The 13,314-nt window shown below is 51.8% G+C and carries 12 protein-coding genes; 6 read left to right on the forward strand and 6 right to left on the reverse strand.

Features of this window, described 5'->3' with window-relative positions:
- Positions 1-25 precede the first annotated feature (25 nt).
- Positions 26-880 carry a 3-deoxy-8-phosphooctulonate synthase gene (kdsA, locus tag NNN64_RS06820; RefSeq protein ID WP_048211463.1) on the forward strand — a complete coding sequence of 285 codons (855 nt, stop codon included), beginning with the start codon at positions 26-28 and terminating at the stop codon, positions 878-880.
- Between the two features lie 46 nt (positions 881-926).
- Here the strand turns inward: kdsA and bdcA are convergent, their stop codons facing one another.
- Positions 927-1,640, reverse strand: a complete 714-nt coding sequence (bdcA, locus tag NNN64_RS06825; protein WP_137381688.1) for an SDR family oxidoreductase — start codon at positions 1,638-1,640, stop codon at positions 927-929.
- Positions 1,641-1,712: 72 nt separating this feature from the next.
- On the opposite strand from bdcA, the gene NNN64_RS06830 reads away from it, so the two are divergent.
- Complete coding sequence (locus NNN64_RS06830; RefSeq protein ID WP_271440917.1) at positions 1,713-2,306, forward strand: TetR/AcrR family transcriptional regulator; 594 nt, start codon at positions 1,713-1,715, stop codon at positions 2,304-2,306.
- Between the two features lie 25 nt (positions 2,307-2,331).
- The gene (locus NNN64_RS06835) at positions 2,332-4,023 is read left to right on the forward strand and encodes an amidohydrolase (RefSeq protein WP_271440918.1); all 1,692 of its coding nucleotides are present in this window, start codon (positions 2,332-2,334) and stop codon (positions 4,021-4,023) included.
- A 55-nt stretch (positions 4,024-4,078) separates the two neighbouring features.
- On the opposite strand, the gene chaA is transcribed toward NNN64_RS06835, so the two are convergent.
- Entirely contained in the window at positions 4,079-5,179 is a 1,101-nt protein-coding gene (gene chaA / locus NNN64_RS06840) for a sodium-potassium/proton antiporter ChaA (RefSeq protein ID WP_061068020.1), read from the reverse strand.
- Positions 5,180-5,582: 403 nt separating this feature from the next.
- Between chaA and NNN64_RS06845 the strand changes: the two genes are divergently transcribed.
- The gene (locus tag NNN64_RS06845; protein ID WP_101743259.1) at positions 5,583-6,278 is read left to right on the forward strand and encodes a gamma-glutamylcyclotransferase; all 696 of its coding nucleotides are present in this window, start codon (positions 5,583-5,585) and stop codon (positions 6,276-6,278) included.
- Positions 6,279-6,338: 60 nt separating this feature from the next.
- On the opposite strand, the gene NNN64_RS06850 is transcribed toward NNN64_RS06845, so the two are convergent.
- Both NNN64_RS06850 and NNN64_RS06855 read right to left on the reverse strand, forming a co-directional pair.
- Positions 6,339-6,584: a DUF1883 domain-containing protein gene (locus NNN64_RS06850; protein WP_271440919.1), complete on the reverse strand. Its 246-nt coding sequence runs from the start codon at positions 6,582-6,584 to the stop codon at positions 6,339-6,341.
- 263 nt (positions 6,585-6,847) lie between these two features.
- Entirely contained in the window at positions 6,848-7,201 is a 354-nt protein-coding gene (locus tag NNN64_RS06855) for a DsrE/DsrF/TusD sulfur relay family protein (RefSeq protein ID WP_271440920.1), read from the reverse strand.
- A 223-nt stretch (positions 7,202-7,424) separates the two neighbouring features.
- Between NNN64_RS06855 and NNN64_RS06860 the strand changes: the two genes are divergently transcribed.
- Positions 7,425-8,810, forward strand: coding sequence for a YchO/YchP family invasin (locus tag NNN64_RS06860; RefSeq protein ID WP_271440921.1), 1,386 nt, complete (start codon positions 7,425-7,427; stop codon positions 8,808-8,810).
- A gap of 11 nt (positions 8,811-8,821) precedes the next feature.
- Here NNN64_RS06860 and narL read toward each other — a convergent pair whose 3' ends face one another.
- Entirely contained in the window at positions 8,822-9,472 is a 651-nt protein-coding gene (narL, locus tag NNN64_RS06865; RefSeq protein ID WP_061068018.1) for a two-component system response regulator NarL, read from the reverse strand.
- The gene (gene narX, locus NNN64_RS06870) at positions 9,465-11,261 is read right to left on the reverse strand and encodes a nitrate/nitrite two-component system sensor histidine kinase NarX (protein WP_271440922.1); all 1,797 of its coding nucleotides are present in this window, start codon (positions 11,259-11,261) and stop codon (positions 9,465-9,467) included. Before narX ends, narL begins: the two co-directional genes overlap by 8 nt.
- A 339-nt stretch (positions 11,262-11,600) precedes the next feature.
- Between narX and NNN64_RS06875 the strand changes: the two genes are divergently transcribed.
- Positions 11,601-12,992, forward strand: a complete 1,392-nt coding sequence (locus NNN64_RS06875) for a NarK family nitrate/nitrite MFS transporter (protein ID WP_271440923.1) — start codon at positions 11,601-11,603, stop codon at positions 12,990-12,992.
- Positions 12,993-13,314: the final 322 nt, after the last annotated feature.

The following is a 13,314-nucleotide window of genomic DNA, read 5'->3' on the forward strand; positions in this document are numbered from 1 at the left end:
TTTACCTACCGTTTAAGGCGATCCTATGAAACAAAAAGTGGTTAGCATTGGCGACATCAACGTGGCAAATGACCTGCCGTTCGTGCTGTTTGGCGGAATGAACGTGCTGGAATCCCGCGATCTGGCGATGCGCATTTGTGAGCACTACGTAACCGTTACTCAAAAGCTGGGTATCCCTTACGTGTTCAAAGCCTCCTTTGATAAAGCCAACCGTTCTTCCATCCACTCTTACCGTGGGCCAGGCCTTGAAGAAGGGATGAAAATCTTCCAGGAACTGAAGCAGACGTTTGGCGTAAAAGTGATCACCGACGTTCATGAAGCCAGCCAGGCACAGCCTGTTGCTGATGTGGTGGATGTGATTCAGCTTCCGGCATTCCTCGCACGTCAGACCGATCTGGTCGAAGCGATGGCGAAAACGGGCGCTGTTATTAACGTGAAAAAACCGCAATTCGTGAGCCCGGGCCAGATGGGCAATATCGTGGATAAATTCCATGAAGGCGGTAACGACAAGGTTATCCTGTGCGACCGTGGTGCGAACTTTGGTTATGACAACCTGGTTGTCGATATGCTGGGCTTTAGCGTGATGAAGAAAGTTTCCGGTAACTCTCCGGTGATTTTTGACGTCACCCACGCGCTGCAGTGCCGCGATCCGTTTGGCGCAGCAAGCGGCGGCCGTCGCGCACAGGTTACCGAACTGGCTCGTGCCGGTATGGCGGTAGGCCTGGCGGGTCTGTTTATTGAAGCGCACCCGGATCCAGCCCATGCCAAATGCGACGGTCCGTCCGCGCTGCCGTTGGCGAAACTGGAACAGTTCCTCACGCAGATTAAAGCAATCGACGATCTGGTGAAAAGCTTCGATGAGCTGGACACTGAAAACTAAGAGCGTTGAACAGGCCGGGGGATATTCCTCCGGCCTGTTATTCCCATCAGGCGCCAAACGCGCCGTCAATAGTATGCATTGCGCCTGTCACAAACCCTGCTTCAGGGCCAGCAAGCCAGGCAACCATTCCGGCAACTTCTTCCGGTCGCCCATGCCGTTTTAGCGCCATAAAGCTGTGCATCAGCTCTTTCAACGGACCTTCTGCCGGATTGGCATCGGTATCAATCGGGCCGGGTTGCACAACGTTCACCGTAATACCACGTGGACCAAAATCACGAGCCAACCCTCTTGCCATTCCTTGTAGTGCCGACTTGCTTAACGCATAAGAAGCCATACCGGCAATGGGCATACGGTCACCGTTTACTGAACCGATAATGATGATTCGTCCACCCTCAGGCATCTGGCGTGCAGCCTCCACCGCGGCGTAGTAGGGGGCGTGAATATTAATGCGGAACAGGCGCTCAACTTCATCAGGATCCTGATCCAGCGCGTCGCCGAACAGGATAATCCCGGCGTTAACGACCAACACATCTAACGGGCCACTTTCCCGCACCCGTGCGATAACGTCCTCGCGTCTGGCGCTGTCGGTTTGCGCCGTGCGGGTGCCAGTCTCATCGGCCAGCGCTTTGGCGGCGTCAGGAGAGCCGGAATACGTGAAGGTGACGGATGCCCCCTCCGCGGCAAAGCGGCGTACAATTGCCGCGCCGATCCCACGACTACCACCAAGAACCAGCACCGATTTACCCTTGAATGAAGACATCAGATACTCCTTGAACAATTATGTAGTGATCGATATATAATGGCCGCATGGTTTTCTGTCAATGGATTTATAATGATCACTACAAAATGTTCGCGTGCGCCGGGGCGACCGCGTAATTTTGACCCGGAACAGGCGGTTGCGACGGTACAACGTTTATTTCACGCCCACGGCTACGATACTGTTAGTGTGGCGGATGTCACTCAGGTTCTGGGTATCAAACCCCCCAGTTTCTACGCGGCTTTCGGGAATAAGCTCGGCCTCTATCAGCGAGTATTGAGCCGTTACGTGCAAACCGATGCGATCCCTTTTGACGATATTTTACGTGCGGACAGGCCCGTTGCTGACTGTCTGGCAACGCTGCTTGAGGAGGCGGCACGTCATTACGCTGCTGATCCTGATGCGGCAGGATGTTTAGTGCTGGAGGGAACACATTGCAATGATCCTGAGGCGCGCAATGCCGCCCGCGCGTTCTACTCGATTGCTGAAAATAAGATCCATAACTTTATTGCCCAGCGTTACCCCGCGGAGGCGAAAAGTATGACTGATTACGTCTGTACCACGATGTTGGGTTTGTCGGGAAAAGCGCGTTGCGGACACTCGCTTGAACAACTGGTATCCAGCGCGCAACTTGCCAGCCTTGCGTTTCGGCACAGGTTTCCTGATTAGCTATGCACAAAAAAGGAAGATAAACATGATGAGTAAAATGGGCCTTTGCTTCAAAACGCCTCCTCCTGCTATTCGTAATATGGCGTTGGCTGCAATGCTGATGGGAACATCCTCTTTGGCTTCTGCACAGGATAAGGCTGATGTTATTTTGTATAACGGCCAGCTTATTACCATGGACGAACAACAGCCAAATGCGCAGGCTCTGGCGGTAAAAGGGCAACACATTATTGCTGTCGGAAATAATGACGAGATTAAAAAATGGTCAGGACAAAATACGCGAAAAATTAATCTGGCGGGTAAAACGGTTATCCCAGGATTAATTGATACCCATCTGCATGGTATTCGCGGAGGAAGGACGTTCTTATTCGAAACCTACTGGTTTGATGCCAAAACGTTACCTGATGCCCTGCGCAAATTGTCGCAATCAGCAGAAGAGAAAAACGCGGCGCAGTGGGTGGCCGTGGTGGGATCGTGGATACCTGAACAATTTGCCGAAAAGCGAGATCCAACCCTTCAGGAACTTAATCAGGCGCTGCCTGCAAATCCTGCGTATGTTCAGAGCCTTTATGACTATGCGTTGTTAAATCAACACGCTATTGATGTTCTCAAGCTTAACAGCCCTACGCCAGCTATCCCCGCTGGGATAGTTATAGAGCGCAACGATAAAGGTTTTGCCACGGGGAAATTACGCGGCACCATTGGCAGTTTTAACCAACTTTTCGCTCAGATCAGTCAGGATAATAATGTAGGAGAAAACCTCAATGCCTTTATTCACTATTTAAATAAACGGGGCGTCGTGGGTTTTATTGACCCTTCAGCTGGGCAAGAACAGGCCTATCGTGATTTCTTTAAATTTCAGCAACAGCCGCCAATGAGGATGCGTGTTGGATATCGCTTGTCTGCACCGCCCGGTAACGAGGCCGAGTGGTTTAAACAGCGTCTGGCGTTTCGTCCGGCAGTGCATGATGATGGGAAAATATCCTTCTTAGGTTTTGGTGAAAGCCTGGTGCTGGAAATGAATGATGGTGTGCGGATGTCATCCGGATTTAGTTCATCGCCAGATGCCAAAAATGAACAATATAAGGTGTTACAGCTGGCGGCGCAGGAAGGAGTTCCCGTTGAAATACATGCTTATACCGATGATAGCGCAGACGCAATTTTGGATGTCATTAGCGAGGTGGCGAAATCACATGATATTTCCCAGCTTCGCTGGTCAATTGCCCATTTAAATACCGGTACGGCAGAGACGATAGCCCGGATGAAGCAATTAGGTTTAGCCTATTCTGTACAGATGGGGCCGTATTTTGAATCTCCCGCCATTGAACGCGCCAATGGCAACGCCGTTGCAGCACAGTCATCCCCCATTCAACCCGCACTTGAGCAAGGCGTGATCGTTGCCGGGGGGACGGATGCGACAAGAATTGGTGTTGCGGGTGTGTGGCACGCCATTGAATACCATGTGACGGGGAAAGCGCTCGGCGGCTCTGTGCGTGACGAGAAACGCCGGGTCAGCCGGGAAGAAGCGTTAAAAATGTATACGCTAAATGCCGCCTGGCTGGCATTTGCCGAACAGCAGAGAGGGAGTTTACGCGCTGGCAAGCTCGCTGATTTTGCCGTTCTGGATCAGGATATTCTGGCCGTTGCAGCAGATAAACTGCACCAGACACAAGCGCTATTCACGTTTGTGGATGGCCAGCAGGTTTATCCAGAGCAATAAGCATGGATAAAAAAACGGCCCTGTAAAGGGCCGTGGGTTGCACCTGAGTCGATTATCAGGCGAATATCGTCATCAGGTAGGCGATAAACAGTGCCAGATGCGCTGCACCGTTGAGCACATTGGTGCGTCCGGTGGAGAAGGAGATATGGCACAGCACCAGCGAAGAAACCATGACAATCATCTCTGGGGCGCCCAGCGCGAACACCAGGTCATTCCCCGTTGCCCACGCAATCAGTGTGACGACAGGTACGGTCAGTGAGATGGTGGCAAGTACCGAGCCGAAGAATAAATTCATCGCTCGCTGCACCTGGTTGTTCAGCACCGCTTTCAGCGCACCTAAACCCTCTGGGGAGAGAATGAGCAACGCTACCAGGAAACCGGTAAATGCCACTGGTGCATTCAACTCAGTGAGTAATGTTTCCAGCGGATTGGCATTCATTTTGGTAACGGCAATAACGGCAATCAAATGGATCACAAGCCAGGCGGCGTGCCACAGATTGCTGTGCGCTGAAGGTTTACCGTGATGTGGGTCGTCGCCGTCCCCCTCATCTTCATGCTCGTAAATGAACAGGCTCTGGTGTGTTTTGGTCTGGATCAGCAAAAATACGCCGTACATTGCTGCTGAAATTAACGCTACCAGCAGTGCCTGCGCGGTGGTGAAATTCGCTCCCGGTAATGCCATCGGGAATACCAGCACGATAATGGCCAGCGGGAATAAAGCGATTAAATACTGCTTAATACCGAACAGGTTCATATACTGGGTAGCAAATTTTCGGCCGCCCAACAGTAATGAAAACCCGACCAGTCCACCGGTGACGATCATAATGATGGAATAGAGCGTATCGCGCATTAGCGTGGGCGCGGCGTCACCGGTTGCCATTAATGCGGAAATTAAACTGACTTCGAGAATAACCACCGAAAGGCTGAGAATCAGCGAGCCATAGGGTTCACCAAGTCGGTGAGCTAATACGTCTGCATGACGGACAACGCTGAATGCGCTACTTAATATACCAATAAGGGCTAGTGCGTTAATGCCGATGACCACTGGTAGTGACTGACTGCTCCCCCAAAAGAACAGTACTACCAGCGCCAAAATCGGAAAGGCGAGTGAGGTCTCCTTGTGGCGGGTTTTTACCGCCTCATGTGCATGTGTCATGTCATTAATTCTCCATCTCTGCAGGTGCTTATAATTATAAATGTATTAAAGAATGTAAAAAATAACAGATCTTTCGGTATTTCCGATCTGATTTTACGTAATTTTACGGCATGGACCATTTTTTGCATCAAAGCGAACAAAATGGTGTGTCTTGTTTAGAGAGCATTTAAATAACAAGATGTTAGGTTTCTGAATCAATCAAAATATCACACGATGATATGCTAACGGTCGCGCCAGATCGGGACATAAAAAGAGGATATAAAGTGCCGTTGAGCCTTTGTTGCCTTGCATGCAGCCGGTGAATTGCCTATTGTCCTGGTATTGGTTTCAAAATGAGCAGTAAAAAAGCCTGGAAGGCGTCAAAAAAGTTGTCGCAGGGAAGTTGCAGTGGCGGAGGTGTAAGGTGTTAACGCGTGATTTTTTATTGAATGCTGACTGTAAGACGGCATTTGGTGATATTGAAGAATCACTACTCTGGTCGGCGGAACAACGGGCAGCCTCACTGGCCGCCACGCTTGCCTGCCGTCCAGATGATGGACCGGTGTGGATCTTTGGTTATGGATCGTTGATGTGGAACCCGGCGTTAGAGTTTGAAGAGTCCTGTACCGGGACGTTAGTCGGCTGGCATCGCGCATTTTGTTTGCGCCTGACGGCAGGGCGAGGAACGGCGTGTCAGCCGGGACGGATGTTGGCCCTGAAAGAGGGGGGGCGCACTACGGGTGTGGCTTACCGTTTACCGGATGCCTCGCTGGAGCAAGAGCTGTCCCTACTGTGGAAACGTGAAATGATCACCGGATGTTATCTTCCAACCTGGTGTCAGCTCACGCTGGATGATGGCCGAACGGTGAGTGCGCTGGTCTTTATTATGGATCCGCGACATCCATTGTTTGAGTCCGATACCCGTGCTCAGGTTATCGCGCCGCTTATTGCTTCTGCCAGTGGACCATTGGGAACCAACGCGCAATATCTGTTCTCGCTGGAACAGGAATTGGTGAAGTTGGGGATGCAGGATGACTGTCTTAACGATCTGGTGATTACGGTCAAAAGATTGTTGGGAGAGAACCTGCCGGAAGGCGTCATGCGACCAGGATTTGCCTAAGCGTTGCCGGGTTATCTGTTGTGTGCCCGATAAGCGTAGCTGCTTTCGGGCATTACATCATCAGGCTGCAATATAACTGATTGAATGCTCCAGAGACTGGCTGTGGCTGTCGATCAGCACGTTCCAGATGCCGGTATACGGTACGGTCAGCCATGCGTTATCACGATTCTGCACGCTTAAAATGTCGGTCTGCGTGTCTTTGACGTGATTTTTCTCGCTCATCAGATGGATGTGACAACGCTCTGAGCAGCGTACCACCACCGTATCTCCACCAAATAATTTCAAACTTGCCTTCACTAATGCCATTTTTCACCCCGTTCTTGAAAACAACGTACTTTCTGTCGAAAGTGCTGCGTGATGTTGTTCACATTTCACTCATTGCATAACACCAAAGGGGAGGGCGTGGGATGCTGATTTTGATCAAAAAATGGCATAACGGTTAAACAAAAATGACAAAATCCCTTAAAAGGGTTGAAAGGGCGAGCTTACGTTTAACGAAACCGCGCCCATCTGAGATTAAATCGGGAAATTTCCGGCACTTTCAGTACGCTTGCCTGAAAGGGTTGGCATCAGAAGGTCAAAACCTTATCTGCTGCCAGCGTCCACTGAGCCAGTTCTACCAGCGTACCGACTTCAACGCCATCAATTAACGGCAGGGCAGTGATCCCGCGGCCATCGGTACAGGTTTTGCAGAGTTTTACCGGAACGTTTTGTGCTGTCAGGATTTCCAGCATTTGCTGAATATTATAACCTTCTGCGGGTTTCTGCCCGCGCAACCCTGCAGTGACGGCATCCGACATTAAAAACAGACGCAGGTCGAGGTTGCCCTCCTGCTCGCGCAGAGCAATGGCCAGACGCAGACTGTTGAATAACGACTCACTTCCATAGGCTGCACCGTTCGCGATGATCACTATCTTTTGCATTTTGACTCCTGTTGTCGAATGGGAGGGATAATTACCAGCGGCTATGTTACTCCGTGTTGTCTGCTGTGGAAAATAACGGAGGGGTAAATCGGTAAGTACCCCTTTTTTTCCGGGTCAGAATAGCCTGAAAACGGGGAAAAGGGCTGTAAATCAGGGCCGAAGGCGTTATGGTTTAGGTTAAGTACTACGCCATAATTTATTGATGTAAGAAACAACTGACGATTTGAGCCGTTATTATCACGCTTTTTGTGCTGTATTCACACTCTTGCTACTGGCAGGAGGTACTGCCAGTGCGCAGTCTTCCTTCATGCAGCGCGCTGAAAACCCTTTCGATAACAACAATGATGGCTTGCCAGACCTCGGTATGGCGCCAGAATCCCGCGCGGGCGAAAAACAGTTTGCTGAAGTGGTCAAAGCCTTTGGTGAAGCCAGCATGATCGATAACGGACTTGATACTGGCGAACAAGCCAAACAGTTTGCATTTGGTCAGGTTCGCGACACGGTCAGTGAGCAGGTAAATCAACAGCTTGAATCCTGGCTTTCTCCGTGGGGGAATGCCAGCGTTGGGCTGCAGGTGGATAATGAAGGCAGTTTTACCGGCAGTCGGGGAAGCTGGTTTATTCCGTGGCAGGATAATCAACGCTTTCTGACCTGGAGTCAGTTGGGGCTCACCCAACGTGACGAAGGGCTGGTGAGTAATGCGGGGATTGGACAACGCTGGGTACGCGACGGTTGGTTGCTGGGCTATAACACCTTTTACGATAACCTGCTGGACGAGAATCTGTCGCGCGGCGGGTTTGGCGCCGAGGCGTGGGGAGAGTATCTGCGGCTATCCGCCAACTACTACCAGCCGTTTTCCTCGTGGCAGAATCGTTCTTCAACACAGGAACAAAGGATGGCGCGGGGCTACGACCTTACCGCGTTGATGCGGCTACCCTTTTATGAGCATCTCAATACCAGCGTCAGCGTCGAGCAATATTTTGGTGATCGGGTGGACCTTTTCCACTCGGGAACGGGCTACCGCAACCCGGTGGCGGTAAATTTGGGACTGAGCTATACGCCAGTACCGTTGATTACGGTGACCGCGCAGCATAAACAAGGCGAAAGCGGGATAAGCCAAAATAATCTGGGATTGACCCTCAATTATCGTTTTGGCGTTCCGCTAAAAAAACAGCTAATGGTGAGTGAAGTCGCAAGCAGCCGATCGCTGCGCGGGAGCCGTTATGACGATCCTCAGCGTAACAGCCTGCCAACGCTGGAATATCGCCAGCGTAAAACCTTATCTGTATTTCTGACGACACCGCCGTGGGATCTGAAACCCGGCGAGACGGTAGCGTTGAAATTACAGGTGCGTAGTCGGTATGGCATCCGCCATCTGACATGGCAGGGAGACACGAAAGCATTGAGTTTAACGGCCGGAAGCCATCCTCGCAGTGCGCAGGGCTGGACGATTATTATGCCGAAGTGGGATAGCAGTGAAGGCGCAACCAACCGTTGGCGGCTGTCCGTCGTCGTGGAAGATGAGCAGGGCCAGCGTGTCTCTTCCAATGAGATCACGCTATCACTGACCGAACCGTTTAATACCGTTTCGGGAAATGATCCTCGCTAATACTCGCGTTATCAGAAGATGCGTTCCTGGTGCACCCATACCGCGGCTTCAACGCGTGATTTAAGCTTCATTTTCTTCAGCATATGCTTCACATGCACTTTTACCGTGCTTTCGGTGATGTCGAGGCGGCGCGCAATCATCTTGTTAGGCAGCCCCTGGGCGATGAGCTTCAGAATATCGCGTTCACGCGGCGTCAACTGAGTCACATCACGATCGGAGGTCGCACGGTTAGCGCGCAGGCTGGCGGCCAGCACAGGGGTTAAGGCTTCACTTAGTACCATTTCGCCGGCGGCAGCTTGTTGCAATGCTTTCAGTAGATCTTCTGGCTCCATGTCTTTCAACAGATAGCCGTCAGCACCGCGTTTCAGGGCGGTCACTACGTCTTCTTCATGGTTGGAAACACTGAAAACGACGATGCGTCCGGACAGAGATTTCTCTCGTAGCTTATCCAGCGTTTCCAGACCGTTCATGCCGGGCATGTTGAGATCTAACAGGATCAGATCGGGATCAAGGGATTCAGCCAGCTCGATACCCTGCTCGCCATTACTGGCTTCGCCGACCACGGTGATATCGGACGCCATGCTGACAAGCTGTTTTACACCGGTGCGCAGCATCGGATGATCGTCGATCAACAGGATGGTTGCCGGTTCCAGATTACTCATGGGTATCTCCTTGGACTTCTGTGAGGTTTGTTTCGGGAATAAAAGTGACAGCAACTTCAGTACCGCCCGTCTCTCGACGGCGTACACGGCAATCGCCGCGCAAGCTCTGCGCACGGTCGCGCATTATAATCATGCCGTAGTGGTTACTGCGTTCGGCGTTTTCCGGTACGCCGCAGCCGTTATCTTGAACGGTCAATTTGACCTGTTTGCCATTTTGCACCACCGTCACGATCACTTCATTGGCCTGAGAGTGTTTAAGCGCATTGCTCAGGGCCTCACGGGCAATCTGCAACAGGTGGATCGCCTGATGGGATGGAACCAGGCGCGGCGGCAGCTGATAATCTAGCTTCACCGTAAAACCAAAGCGAGCGCTGTATTCCTGGCAACTGGCTTCCAGCGCAGGCCGCAACCCAGGCTCAGTCAACTGCAAACGGAAGGTGGTCAACAATTCACGTAGCTGTGCCCAGGAGGCGTTCAGCTCGTTACGAATCTGACTTAGCAACTCACGACTGTTCTCAGGGAGTGCGTCGCCCTGCATCTGCAAACAGCTGACCTGCATTTTCATACAGGAGAGCGATTGTGCAATAGAATCATGCAGTTCGCGAGCAATGGTGGCACGCTCTTCCATGACGATCAACTGCTGCTGACGTTCCTGGTGCCTGTCCAGCGCCAGTGTTGCGGTGAGTTGCTCTACCAGAGTATCGACCAGTTGCTGCTGATCGTGACTGAGATGACGCCCGTACGGCAAGGTGGCGAGCAGAATACCGTACTGGGTATGTGCATCGGTCAGCCGCCATTTCAGCGTAGTGCCACCCTCAATGGCGGGCAGTGTACCTCGAGGACACAGATGACAACCTTTTTCATCGCAACTGGCACTCGACTGGCAGGTAAATTCCTGATGATTATCTTCATCTTCCAGGTCATAAACCCGCAACTCAATATCGTGCAGTAGCGTTAAATTTTGCAACCCGTTGAGTACCGGTGAAAGCCGCTCACACAACGGTATCTGTGAGTGCAGACGGCGGTTGGCTTGCCACAGGAAAGAGAGGATCTGGTTTTTATGTTCCAGACCTGCGGTTTTTTCCTGTACCCGCTGTTCCAGTACGGCGTAACTTTCGGCCAGTTCTTCTGACATATTGTTCAGTGCCGAACCCAGTGCCGCCATCTCATTACGCCCGCTGATATGCGCACGTTGCGTAAAATCACGCTGGCTGACGGCGCGCGCCATCGCCAACAGCTGTTTCCATGGCTGCAGCAGGCGTACGCGCAGCCAGATAATCGTAAAGACCAGCAGCAGAGCCATAAACACCGCCATCAGGCGATGCAGCATAACGACGCGTTCAATACGCAACTCCGTGGTATGGTCAAAGGCGGTAACCAGCTTATCCAGCCCGGTCACAAAGCGCGAAACGTCATCGGCGACCGCATCACCCGTTTGTGCATGTTTAAGCCCCGGTGCCAGTTCGGTGTGCCAGTAATCCTGCAATGCTTTTAACTGGGCCTGCTGGCCGTCGCGTTTTGCGGCGCGAGTCAGTTCAGGGCTAAACGCTGTTTGTTCCATTTCATCCAGCAGCGGTTGATCGCTGGCATCCAGCGGTACGGCAGCCAACAAACGGTAGCTCTGCATACGTAGCGAGCCGGCTTTATTGATTGCGTGAGCGCTACCCTGAATGCCTTGTACCAGCCAGCCGGAGACAGCCATACCCGCCACGCCAAGCGCGGTAGACAGTAAAACAATCAGCGCCACCTGGTTAACCAGCGTAAGCGGGGAAAGACAACGTTTAAACATGTGACTTCTTCCTTCGGGTTTTCAGTGAGCAGAAAACCTTATTGAATGACGAATCTGCTGCAGGCAGTGCCGCTATTCTCAGCGATACACTGGAGTATACCCATACCTCAAACGGGCTACCCCTTAATTGCCGACGGGGGGAGAGATCCCGGACGTTGGGGAGTAGGGTGCGACAGAAGCGTGAAAAACCACATCTTTTTTACCGAAGTTATGTACTCATTTAGGGTAATGATAAATTTTAGGCGTTAATAATGACACCTTTTCCTTTGATTTATATCAACTTACCCCCGGCTGTAAACCCTAATGTTGCAGGCATCGAAACAAGTATCAGAGGTGTCTATGAGTCACTCATCTGCCCCGGAAAGGGCATCTGGAGCTGTAATCACAGAATGGCGGCCGGAAGATCCCGCCTTCTGGGAACAGCGTGGTCAACGAGTTGCCAGCCGTAACCTGTGGATTTCAGTCCCTTGCCTGCTGCTGGCGTTTTGCGTATGGATGTTATTTAGCGCAGTGGCGGTGAACTTACCGAAAGTGGGATTCGATTTTACCACTGAGCAGCTGTTTATGCTGACGGCATTGCCTTCAGTTTCCGGCGCACTGCTGCGCGTACCGTACTCCTTTATGGTTCCTCTGTTCGGCGGTCGTCGCTGGACGGCATTCAGCACAGGTATCCTGATAATCCCCTGCGTGTGGTTAGGCTTTGCTGTGCAGGATACCACCACGCCGTTCAGTACCTTTATTATTATCTCCCTGCTGTGCGGCTTTGCCGGTGCAAACTTTGCGTCCAGCATGGCAAACATCAGCTTCTTCTTTCCAAAGCAGAAGCAGGGTGGTGCGTTGGGGCTGAACGGTGGTTTGGGCAACATGGGCGTCAGCGTGATGCAGTTAGTTGCGCCGCTGGTGGTCTCACTGTCCATCTTCGCCGCTTTTGGCAGCCACGGCGTTGAACAACCGGACGGCACGCAGCTGTATCTGGCCAACGCCGCCTGGATTTGGGTACCGTTCCTTGCGATTTTCACGCTGGCGGCATGGTTTGGTATGAACGAACTGGCAACGTCGAAAGCGTCGCTGAAAGAGCAATTGCCGGTGCTGAAACGCGGACATCTGTGGATTATGAGCCTGCTGTATCTGGCAACCTTCGGCTCTTTTATCGGCTTCTCCGCAGGTTTCGCGATGCTGTCAAAAACGCAGTTCCCGGAAGTGCAGATCCTGCATTACGCCTTCTTTGGCCCGCTGATTGGTGCACTGGCGCGTTCTGCCGGCGGGGCAATTTCCGACCGTCTGGGCGGGACTCGCGTGACATTGGTTAACTTCGTGTTGATGGCCGTCTTCAGCGCCTTACTGTTCCTGACCCTGCCAACCGATGGGGTAGGTGGTAACTTTATTGCCTTCTTCGCGGTATTCCTGGCGCTGTTCCTGACGGCTGGTCTGGGTAGTGGCTCAACTTTCCAGATGATCTCTGTCATCTTCCGTAAGCTGACAATGGACCGGGTGAAAGCGGAAGGCGGTTCTGAAGAGAAAGCGATGCGTGAGGCAGCGACTGACACAGCAGCGGCTTTGGGTTTTATCTCAGCGATTGGCGCGATTGGCGGCTTCTTTATTCCGAAAGCGTTTGGTACGTCTTTGGCATTAACGGGCTCGCCGGTTGATGCAATGAAAGTGTTTCTGATCTTCTATGTCGCCTGCGTGGTCATCACCTGGGTGGTATACGGCCGTCATTCTAAAAAGTAAAAAAGTTGTATACACAAAATCAATCGAGCTGCATCAAGGCAGGCAAGTGAGAAATCCCCAGGCGCTTACTGAAGTGAGTGACTGGGGAGAACGAGCGCAGCCAACGCAGAAGCAGTTTGAATGATGAAGTGTAGGTTGATTATCCATTGCGCGGTGTTAGACCGCGCTTTTTTTTGCCTTAAATTAGTTACAACATACTTTTGTATTGTGACATAACAACAGCCTGTGAGAGTGGTGCCAAGAATATGCTAAGCAGGGGGGATACCCCTTAATACCCACTTGTAAAGAATTTAACATTTGCACGAGAAGTTGTTTTTGGAAT

This window comes from Citrobacter sp. Igbk 14 (genome assembly GCF_028069825.1).
GTDB lineage: Bacteria > Pseudomonadota > Gammaproteobacteria > Enterobacterales > Enterobacteriaceae > Citrobacter.

Bases quoted from the DNA above. Each gene is read 5' to 3' on its own strand.
- narX (WP_271440922.1), bottom strand. From the start codon at position 11,261: ATGTTTAAACGTTGTCTTTCCCCGCTTACGCTGGTTAACCAGGTGGCG.
- NNN64_RS06875 (WP_271440923.1), top strand. From the start codon at position 11,601: ATGAGTCACTCATCTGCCCCGGAAAGGGCATCTGGAGCTGTAATCACA.
- NNN64_RS06835 (WP_271440918.1), top strand. From the start codon at position 2,332: ATGATGAGTAAAATGGGCCTTTGCTTCAAAACGCCTCCTCCTGCTATT.
- narL (WP_061068018.1), bottom strand. From the start codon at position 9,472: ATGAGTAATCTGGAACCGGCAACCATCCTGTTGATCGACGATCATCCG.
- NNN64_RS06850 (WP_271440919.1), bottom strand. From the start codon at position 6,584: ATGGCATTAGTGAAGGCAAGTTTGAAATTATTTGGTGGAGATACGGTG.
- chaA (WP_061068020.1), bottom strand. From the start codon at position 5,179: ATGACACATGCACATGAGGCGGTAAAAACCCGCCACAAGGAGACCTCA.
- NNN64_RS06830 (WP_271440917.1), top strand. From the start codon at position 1,713: ATGATCACTACAAAATGTTCGCGTGCGCCGGGGCGACCGCGTAATTTT.
- kdsA (WP_048211463.1), top strand. From the start codon at position 26: ATGAAACAAAAAGTGGTTAGCATTGGCGACATCAACGTGGCAAATGAC.
- NNN64_RS06855 (WP_271440920.1), bottom strand. From the start codon at position 7,201: ATGCAAAAGATAGTGATCATCGCGAACGGTGCAGCCTATGGAAGTGAG.
- bdcA (WP_137381688.1), bottom strand. From the start codon at position 1,640: ATGTCTTCATTCAAGGGTAAATCGGTGCTGGTTCTTGGTGGTAGTCGT.